The 7331-nt window shown below is 58.0% G+C and carries 6 protein-coding genes and 2 pseudogenes; 4 read left to right on the top strand and 4 right to left on the bottom strand.

Annotated features, from left to right (window positions below; all coding sequences use genetic code 11):
- Positions 1-200: 200 nt before the first annotated feature.
- A pseudogene (locus tag V6943_RS20085) lies at positions 201-548 on the bottom strand (DUF4158 domain-containing protein); the annotation flags it as partial.
- Between the two features lie 1263 nt (positions 549-1811).
- Between V6943_RS20085 and V6943_RS20080 the strand changes: the two are divergent.
- A complete protein-coding gene (locus V6943_RS20080) occupies positions 1812-2282 on the top strand; it encodes an antitoxin Xre/MbcA/ParS toxin-binding domain-containing protein (protein WP_042922181.1) in 471 nt (156 codons plus the stop codon).
- Positions 2279-2467 (top strand): annotated as a pseudogene (locus V6943_RS20075) (RES domain-containing protein); the annotation flags it as partial. The gene V6943_RS20080 and the pseudogene V6943_RS20075, both read left to right, overlap by 4 nt.
- A 424-nt stretch (positions 2468-2891) precedes the next feature.
- On the opposite strand, the gene V6943_RS20070 reads toward V6943_RS20075, so the two are convergent.
- From V6943_RS20070 to V6943_RS20060, 3 genes are all read right to left on the bottom strand, one after another.
- Entirely contained in the window at positions 2892-3272 is a 381-nt protein-coding gene (locus tag V6943_RS20070) for an antitoxin Xre/MbcA/ParS toxin-binding domain-containing protein (protein ID WP_256058049.1), read from the bottom strand.
- Between the two features lie 305 nt (positions 3273-3577).
- Positions 3578-4531, bottom strand: coding sequence for an endonuclease (locus V6943_RS20065; protein WP_340555137.1), 954 nt, complete (start codon positions 4529-4531; stop codon positions 3578-3580).
- A 102-nt stretch (positions 4532-4633) separates the two neighbouring features.
- Positions 4634-5341: an SOS response-associated peptidase family protein gene (locus V6943_RS20060; RefSeq protein WP_045423017.1), complete on the bottom strand. Its 708-nt coding sequence runs from the start codon at positions 5339-5341 to the stop codon at positions 4634-4636.
- Positions 5342-5430: 89 nt separating this feature from the next.
- Here V6943_RS20060 and V6943_RS20055 point away from each other — a divergent pair, with 89 nt between their 5' ends.
- Positions 5431-5856: a LexA family protein gene (locus tag V6943_RS20055; protein WP_042939811.1), complete on the top strand. Its 426-nt coding sequence runs from the start codon at positions 5431-5433 to the stop codon at positions 5854-5856.
- The gene (umuC, locus tag V6943_RS20050) at positions 5844-7100 is read left to right on the top strand and encodes a translesion error-prone DNA polymerase V subunit UmuC (protein WP_256057986.1); all 1257 of its coding nucleotides are present in this window, start codon (positions 5844-5846) and stop codon (positions 7098-7100) included. The genes V6943_RS20055 and umuC overlap by 13 nt, the downstream gene beginning before the upstream one ends.
- The last annotated feature ends 231 nt before the right edge of the window (positions 7101-7331 follow it).

Here is a 7331-nt window from a genome sequence, read left to right as displayed (position 1 = left end):
AAACGCTCCACAACGACCTCTCTGCTTCGAAAAAGAGATCGATGGTAGTGAATAAATCCTGCGTGGCTGCCTGCCAGAAAAGTGTCCGGATGACCGTGGAGTCGGTGTCCGGATGCTTGTGGAATGAGTGTCCGGATCAGCGTGGAATCACTGTCCGGGTGCGCGTGGAATGGGTGTCCGAGTCAGCGTGGAATCCGCACCATGGCATCAGAGCCGTAGAATGCCGTCACACCGAGGCGAGCTCGGATCGCGTTCATGTGGCGATATTGCTGGAACCACTTGTATTCCGCGAGTTTCACCTTGCTACGCTGACCCAACTCTCCGCGAATGAAGTCCACTAGTTGATTAGGTACGTCGGTGATATCAGGAAAATATCGGAGCACCTGAAAGGTCTTGAGGAGAACGGCGAGATTGAGGTGAAAGGGGGCCTTGGACTTGCTTCGTATCCACTTAATCTCATCCTCTGAGAATGAAAAATCACGCTGCAGCTCAGCTTTTGAATACGCCTTTGGCAGAGTGGGATACGCCGTACGCTCTAATGAAGCCATAGGAACTCCTTTTCTGAGGAGTCAGAAAAGATAGTCCACGATCAGAGGCTGTGCGGTCTATTTGGTAAACTCTCTTGGCATCAACACGTTACGAGCGAAGTGAGTGAATTTTCCCTTTATCTCGGCATGACCCGGATTCCACCCGCCGATTTATCCGATGAAGCAGATAATCCGCGCCGACGCTGAGTGCGCCGGCAAGCCCTATTCCAAAGAGTCGAAGTGAACGGCAGCTAATGGCCGAGGCTGTGTAAAAACGTTTTCGAGCGCGACAGGTACTCAAAACCGGACTGGAAATCGCGCATCTGGGCGAAATCCACATCTGCTGAGGTGCCGAAAAATTTCAGATTTCACGTAGACGCGCGCACTTCAATTTTGACGAAGCGTTTTTACACACTCTGGGCCGTTAGCTGCCTCTTACCGGCGACAGCGGGGCGAAGACCGTGGCCAGGTGAAACAGCCGTTTCCCGTCGCGATTAGCGTTCAGAGTCAACAGATATTAGCTGCTGGTCTATCAGAAATTTGAGGGCTTCGATTGGATCAGATGGCGGCAGTGGATGGTGTTGACGTTCGTATTCCACGATCAGTTTCGCCAATAGTTCCAGCTCGCTGCCCTCTGAGCAGTCGGATTCTGCACCCCAAAGTTGCGTCAAGCGCGCTAAGGCGGTGGCTAGCTCCTCATCGGAGCGAATCGGCTTTTTGTTAATAGCGCTGTCTCCTTCATAGATCTGGTTGTAACGCTACCTGCGCTGGCTTTTGCAAGCCACTGCTATCATCGCGGCCCTCGATAATTCAGCGCGCCGTGCTCTCGTTCTATCGAAGGAGACGCAACGAATCGCTGCAGAATGATGTGGCTCGATAAATCCTGGGCTCAATAACTGAGTTCAGCATATTATCCGCCGAAGCGCTTGAGGCCATCGACAGCTATTGGCTGGTTACTGTATTTCGTGACAACAGCTGTAAGTCGATAACGACCCGCCCAACGGCGTCCGGCTCCCGTACAGCTCCCTCAGATTGGCAGGCCTGGACAAGGCGTGGCTATCTCGCCCGGCGCGCAGCCCTTATCGCAGTTTGGTGGCTGGCAGTTTCAGGACTGGCGCCGGGCAGCTCAACTGCGCAGTGCGAAATGAGCATCCCGAATGGGCGTCAGGTGATGCGCATAATTGATTCAGACGATGAACAGAGCGATGTGATATCAAGCACCTACTGCCTATGGTGCCGAACAGCGCTACATTCATGTCATTTTTCGCATCTGGAGGTGACGCTATGGATTCCGCGTTTGCTCGTACTCGCAGGGCAGCGGCCGCCCCCCGCAAGCCAACGGAATACCTTCTCCAAAAAAGTGCTGACCAGCTCAGTCCTGTCATCGTCTACAGGCTCACGGTCAAAGGCTTTGATCTGAAAGACGTTAAAGACATGCTTGCGATATCTGATCTGTATTCAACCAAGAAGATCATGAGTCGCATTGTTGGTAAGTCCATCAGGACAATTCAGCGCCAGGGCAGCAGGCAGCCAGCACACCTGAACTCTCAACAGAGCGCCGTTGCTTTCCAGTACGCGAAGGTGCTGGAGCACGCGATGAATGTGTTCGGCACCCAGAAGCTGGCTGAAGAATGGCTAGGGCGCCCTTGCAAGCACCTGGATGGCGACGTGCCGCTGGACGTTATCGACAATCCGTTCGGCTTTCAGGCGGTCGAGGATTATCTGGAACGTATCGAATACGGGGTCTATCAGTGAATTTAATTCACTGGTCTAGCTCTTGGTACGCATGGCGCCTCGACCGCGAGCTCTACCAGGACACCTGGGACTGTGGAATGGGTGCGTACAAGATGTGGGGCCGTTGGAATCCTCCGGGACGAAACGTCGTGTATGCCTCCGTGGACCCCTCAACCGACATTTTGGAGGCAGCCCAAGTTGGCGGAATGACGGGAGGCAAAAATGGGGCGTAATCGTGTCGAGCGCTCTGAGTCGTAGAAAGGCCTGGACGAGAGTCAGCGGCTGGTTAGAGCAAATCGTCGCTTTCCGCAAGCTGATGCGTGGCTTCTATCACGGCGCTTCATCGCAGCGGCAACTGTCGTACCATGCCATCGGAGCAAACGTGAGCACGCGAGGTTTCGATGAAAAAGCGGAAACGTACATCTGAGGCTGAAATGATAGCTCGATTCCGAGAAGAAGCGCGCTTGGTGTTGGCTAAACGCCATGGTGCTCAAGGGCGCTTGTTAGCTATTGCCGCTGCCGCGGGTCGAGATATGGAGCCGGTCGGCCGCTTGGCCGGTTCTACCCTTAAAATAAAGGATATCTAGGGCGGAAACTAGTTAGAGGTGCTCATGATTCGTAGTTGCGCCGCTACAAGTTCCGTATCGAAGCTAGGTAGCGGTGCACCTCCGCCAGTTCAGCAGTGCGCCCTGACAGCATGAACTGCAGAGCGCTTTGGCCGTTGAAGAGGGGTGTTTTATTGGGTTTTCTAACCCAATGGTAGCCGTAGTCGGCATGATTGCTGAAGATCACCCTCAAGGATCTGTGGATCCCCATCAGGTAGGAAATCCTCTCCATGAGATCGTGGCACAGGCATACCTCTGGCAGACACTTGTACTTGTGATACGCGGCGTCGCCTATTATTCCCAGCAGAACTTTCTGCTCAGCTTCAGAGCAGTCCCATTTTTCCATAAGGTTAAAGAAATACGTCAACGCGACCTTGCCTGCAAGTGGACTATTAGGGGCTGCCATTTGATCTTCATCATTTAAAGTCACGTTAATAGACCTCAGTTTACAGCCGCAAAACGCGGGCCTTGGCTACGGGAATCATCCTTTCCACTATAACCAGCGTGGCGCGCGCTACGGACAGACCTGCGGATCTCGCCGCACGGCCTCGATGGGGGCCAAGCTGCGTCTACTCAATTTCCATAGCGCCCCATGAATGCGGTCGGGACTGTGCGATGGCAACGTGCCGCATTCCCGCACGCACTGTTGTGGGCGCCCGCTGCCCGCAAGAGCCGAAATGAAAGCCGATCTGCGAAGCCTGTCAGAATAAGCTAGCGACAGTTCCCCGCCATCCTGTAGCCCGCGGCAATGGCTGAGGACTCATTGGCAAAATGCTCCTGATTCTTGGGGGCCACTTTGGTGTAACTCGGGCAGCCCTTCGGCAGGTGGTACACCCGGCTGTTCCTGTTTCCGATGATCACATCACTGGGCACGGCTTTAGCGGAAGGAGGGGGCGTGACGCTGGTGAGGACCTGGCTCACGATACCCTCGCGCGATGGCTTGTGCCCCTGCGTCCAAGCGCGTTCGCCGGTGATGAAGGGGTTGTGATGTCCCATGACTCTTGCCGTGCGGCTGCCCCACTCCCGCTCCCAGGTCGAAACCGGATGCTGGCGATCCCAAGCCATCAGCAGCAGCTGTTGTTGCCGCGACATCGATAAACCGTAGCGGTCATACATGTATAACGTCGATCTGGCAACCAGACCCTTCACCTCATCACGCGGCTCGGCGGCGCGTCCCTTGAAGTCCACTCTGGTGCCGCATGCCCCGTACTGTGCAGGGGCGCCGGCCACACGCCCGTACTGGTAGTTACTGCGGTCGCCGTTCACCTCGCCCACGGATGGGTAAAGGTTAAAAAGGTCAGCCTCCATAGCCCGGAACACCGGGTCATCCGCCACGCAGTTTTTACGCCCGCCATCCTGCCAGCACTGCCGCTGATGGCCGAAGATCCAGGCCGGCACGATGTGCTCCCATTCGATCCGCTCCGCGCGTGTCTGCTGTGCGCGCGTTTCGTAGCCGCACGAGGCGGAGTCGATTCGCCCGCCTGACTTGCCCACCCATTCCCATGCGCAGCCGCAGTAAAGGTCGCCGAGCCCGGCAGATGCCTGGTCAAAAAACACCTTATCCTTGGCGACGGCTTTTGCAGCGGTGAAGGTCGATGGTGCACTGGCGAGCGCGACGGAGGTGATGAATAGGGTGGCGAGGCTCGCCACTATCACGTGCTTCATGGGATCTACCCAGGCAAAAGGAAGCGGCATTGTACGGTTTCCGCAGGCGGCGCCCACCGCCTCGAGACCTTTTGAAACGGCCTATGCACCACCTTGCTGTGCCTATAGCGAGGGGTCGTCGATTTGCTCGATTAGTTGCGCACCTTCGCTCTTCACATTCCCAACCGCTCGGTCCACCGGATACCATTCGAATGCCTCCACCGGCAGCGCCAGGTCCCGCACGAGTTCCTCGGCGCGCTCGAGCGATATGCCCGGCTCCATCCACTCCCGGGCCAGATCCGGTGGTAGCACGACCGGCCGGCGGTCATGGATGTCGACCATCCCTTGGTCGCTGTCCCCCGTTATGATCACGAACCCGTCGCCTTCCTGCTCCTCGGTCCTGTCCTCTCGCCTGAACTGCCCCAGCGCCGCGAACCACATCGGTTCGCCTGATTTCAATCGGATGTAATACGGCTGCTTCTTTTTTGGATCGACCGGGTCCTTCATCCACTCGTACCAGCCGTCAGCGCCGACCAGCGTGCGGCCGGTGCGCCAGACGTCCCGAAAGAATTTGCTGGTGGCAGCCGTCTCTACACGCGCATTGATCGCCGGCTGACGTTTGCCCTTCGCCCACCAGGGCTGGTAACCCCACGGGAGCTTGGCCATACGCAGGCCGGAAGCGGTCTCAAAGAAGACGAGCACCCGGGAGCGGGGCGGTACGTTGTAGCGGCCGATGGGCTCTGGGTCGATGCCGCTCTCGATGGGCTTGTCGTAGCGCAGCGCCTCGAGGTATTCGATCGCTGTCCGGTACTGGGTGAATCGTCCGCACATGAACCCTCCGATCATCGCCGTTGAATTGACCCGCGCGATGCGGCTCTGGTATCTGTATATATATACAGTTATCGCAGAGCAGTACGACAATGCGTGTCAATATTTTGGGGCGCCTCAGCCCCGCCAAAACTTTCTCTCAGTACGTGGACATCCGTGTGCCGGCGGGTTTCCCATCACCTGCTGCCGACTATGAGGAGGTCACCCTGTCGATCGACGATTTGGTCGACCTGCGGGCACCCAACGTCTATCTGGTACGGGTGAGCGGGCCAAGCATGATCGGCGCCGGGATCTATGACGGGGACGTGTTGGTGGTCAACCGCGCCCTGGAGGCGCGGTCGGGCAACGTCGTTGTCGCGTACGTGGATGGCGGGATGACGGTCAAGCGACTGCAAATCTCCGCCGCGGGAGTGTGGCTGCAGCCCGAGAACCCTGATTACAGGGCGGTGGCCGTGACCGAATCATTGCACGTGTGGGGCGTGGCCACGCATAACCTGCACAGCCTATGTTCGCGCTGATCGACTGCAACAGCTTTTACGCCAGCTGTGAGCGCGTCTACCGCCCCTGGCTCGAGGGCGTGCCGGTCGTAGTGCTGAGTAACAATGATGGCTGCGTGATCGCTCGCACCCGCGAGGCCAAGCGATTGGGCATCCCGATGGGCGCACCATACTTCCAGTGGCGAGACCAGATGCGGGAGTGGGGTGTGGTCTGCTTCTCCAGCAACTACGAGCTTTACGGTCAGATGAGCGCGCGCGTGATGGTCACGCTGGAGGGAATGTTTCCGAGGGTGGAGGTGTACAGCATCGACGAGGCGTTTGCCGACCTGACCGGCATGCGGGGTGATATGGTCCAGCTGGGGCGCGAGGCGAGGGCGCGGATCCTGCTGTGGACCGGCATCCCGGTTGGCGTTGGCATCGGGCCCACAAAGACGCTCGCAAAATTGGCCAATTGGGCGGCCAAGACTTGGCGTAAATCGGAAGGGGTGATTGACCTTCGCGACCCGTCTAGGCGCGATCGACTGCTGCAGATGACCGAGGTAAGCGAAGTGTGGGGCGTCGGTCGCCGGCTGACCGCGCGGCTTAAGCCGCTGGGCATTAAGACGGCCTGGGACCTAGCGCAGTACGACCCGGCGTCACTACGCCAGCAGTTCAGTGTGGTGTTGGAAAAAACGGCCCGCGAGTTGCGCGGGATCTCGTGTCTGCACCTTGCGGAGGTAGAGCCGCCACGGCAGATGATCTGTAGTAGCAAGATGTTTGGTGCTCGGGTGCGCGAACTGCCGCCGATCCGCGAGGCGGTTGCCGCCTACGTGTCTAAGGCGGCGGAAAAGTTGCGCGCCCAAGGTAGTCTCGCCGGCACCTTGCAGGTGGCAATCCGCACAGGTATGCACAACCCCAACCAGCCGCGCTACGCCAGCGCCATCAACTGCCCGCTGCCGTACCCCACCGACGACACCCGTGTGCTTGCCGCCGCGGCGGTTCGCGGCCTGGATGCGATTTACCGCCCCGGCTACGCCTACAGCAAAGCCGAGGTGCTGCTGATGGACCTGTGCCAACGCGGGGAGTTTACGGTCGACATGTTCGCTGCTACACCTCGCCCGGGTGCCGATCGGCTGATGGCCGTAGTCGACCGGATCAACGCCCAAGAGGGCCGGGGTACAGTGCGGCTCGGCCGTATCCCCGCAGCCCCTAAGTGGGCCATGCGGCGCGAGATGCTGTCGCAGCGGTACACAACGCGGTGGGATGAGTTAATGGTGGTGAGATGAGCTTTGCTTCGGGATTGCTGAGCGGCAGCTATCGGCCCAGAGTGTGTAAAAACGCTTCGTCAAAATTGAAGTGCGCGCGTCTACGTGAAATCTGAAATTTTTCGGCACCTCAGCAGATGTGGATTTCGCCCAGATGCGCGATTTCCAGTCCGGTTTTGAGTACCTGTCGCGCTCGAAAACGTTTTTACACAGCCTCGGCCAAAAGCGGACTTAACGTGAACCATTCTGTGC

It is taken from the genome of Pseudomonas sp. CBC3, from assembly GCF_037967085.1.
Taxonomy (GTDB): domain Bacteria; phylum Pseudomonadota; class Gammaproteobacteria; order Pseudomonadales; family Pseudomonadaceae; genus Stutzerimonas.
This window is presented reverse-complemented; position numbering and strand designations above follow the sequence as displayed.

What these genes read in the sequence shown, in the direction of transcription:
- V6943_RS20080 (WP_042922181.1), top strand. Translation starts at nt 1,812, where the DNA reads ATGGATTCCGCGTTTGCTCGTACTCGCAGGGCAGCGGCCGCCCCCCGC.
- V6943_RS20070 (WP_256058049.1), bottom strand. Translation starts at nt 3,272, where the DNA reads ATGGCAGCCCCTAATAGTCCACTTGCAGGCAAGGTCGCGTTGACGTAT.
- V6943_RS20065 (WP_340555137.1), bottom strand. Translation starts at nt 4,531, where the DNA reads ATGAAGCACGTGATAGTGGCGAGCCTCGCCACCCTATTCATCACCTCC.
- V6943_RS20060 (WP_045423017.1), bottom strand. Translation starts at nt 5,341, where the DNA reads ATGTGCGGACGATTCACCCAGTACCGGACAGCGATCGAATACCTCGAG.
- V6943_RS20055 (WP_042939811.1), top strand. Translation starts at nt 5,431, where the DNA reads ATGCGTGTCAATATTTTGGGGCGCCTCAGCCCCGCCAAAACTTTCTCT.
- umuC (WP_256057986.1), top strand. Translation starts at nt 5,844, where the DNA reads ATGTTCGCGCTGATCGACTGCAACAGCTTTTACGCCAGCTGTGAGCGC.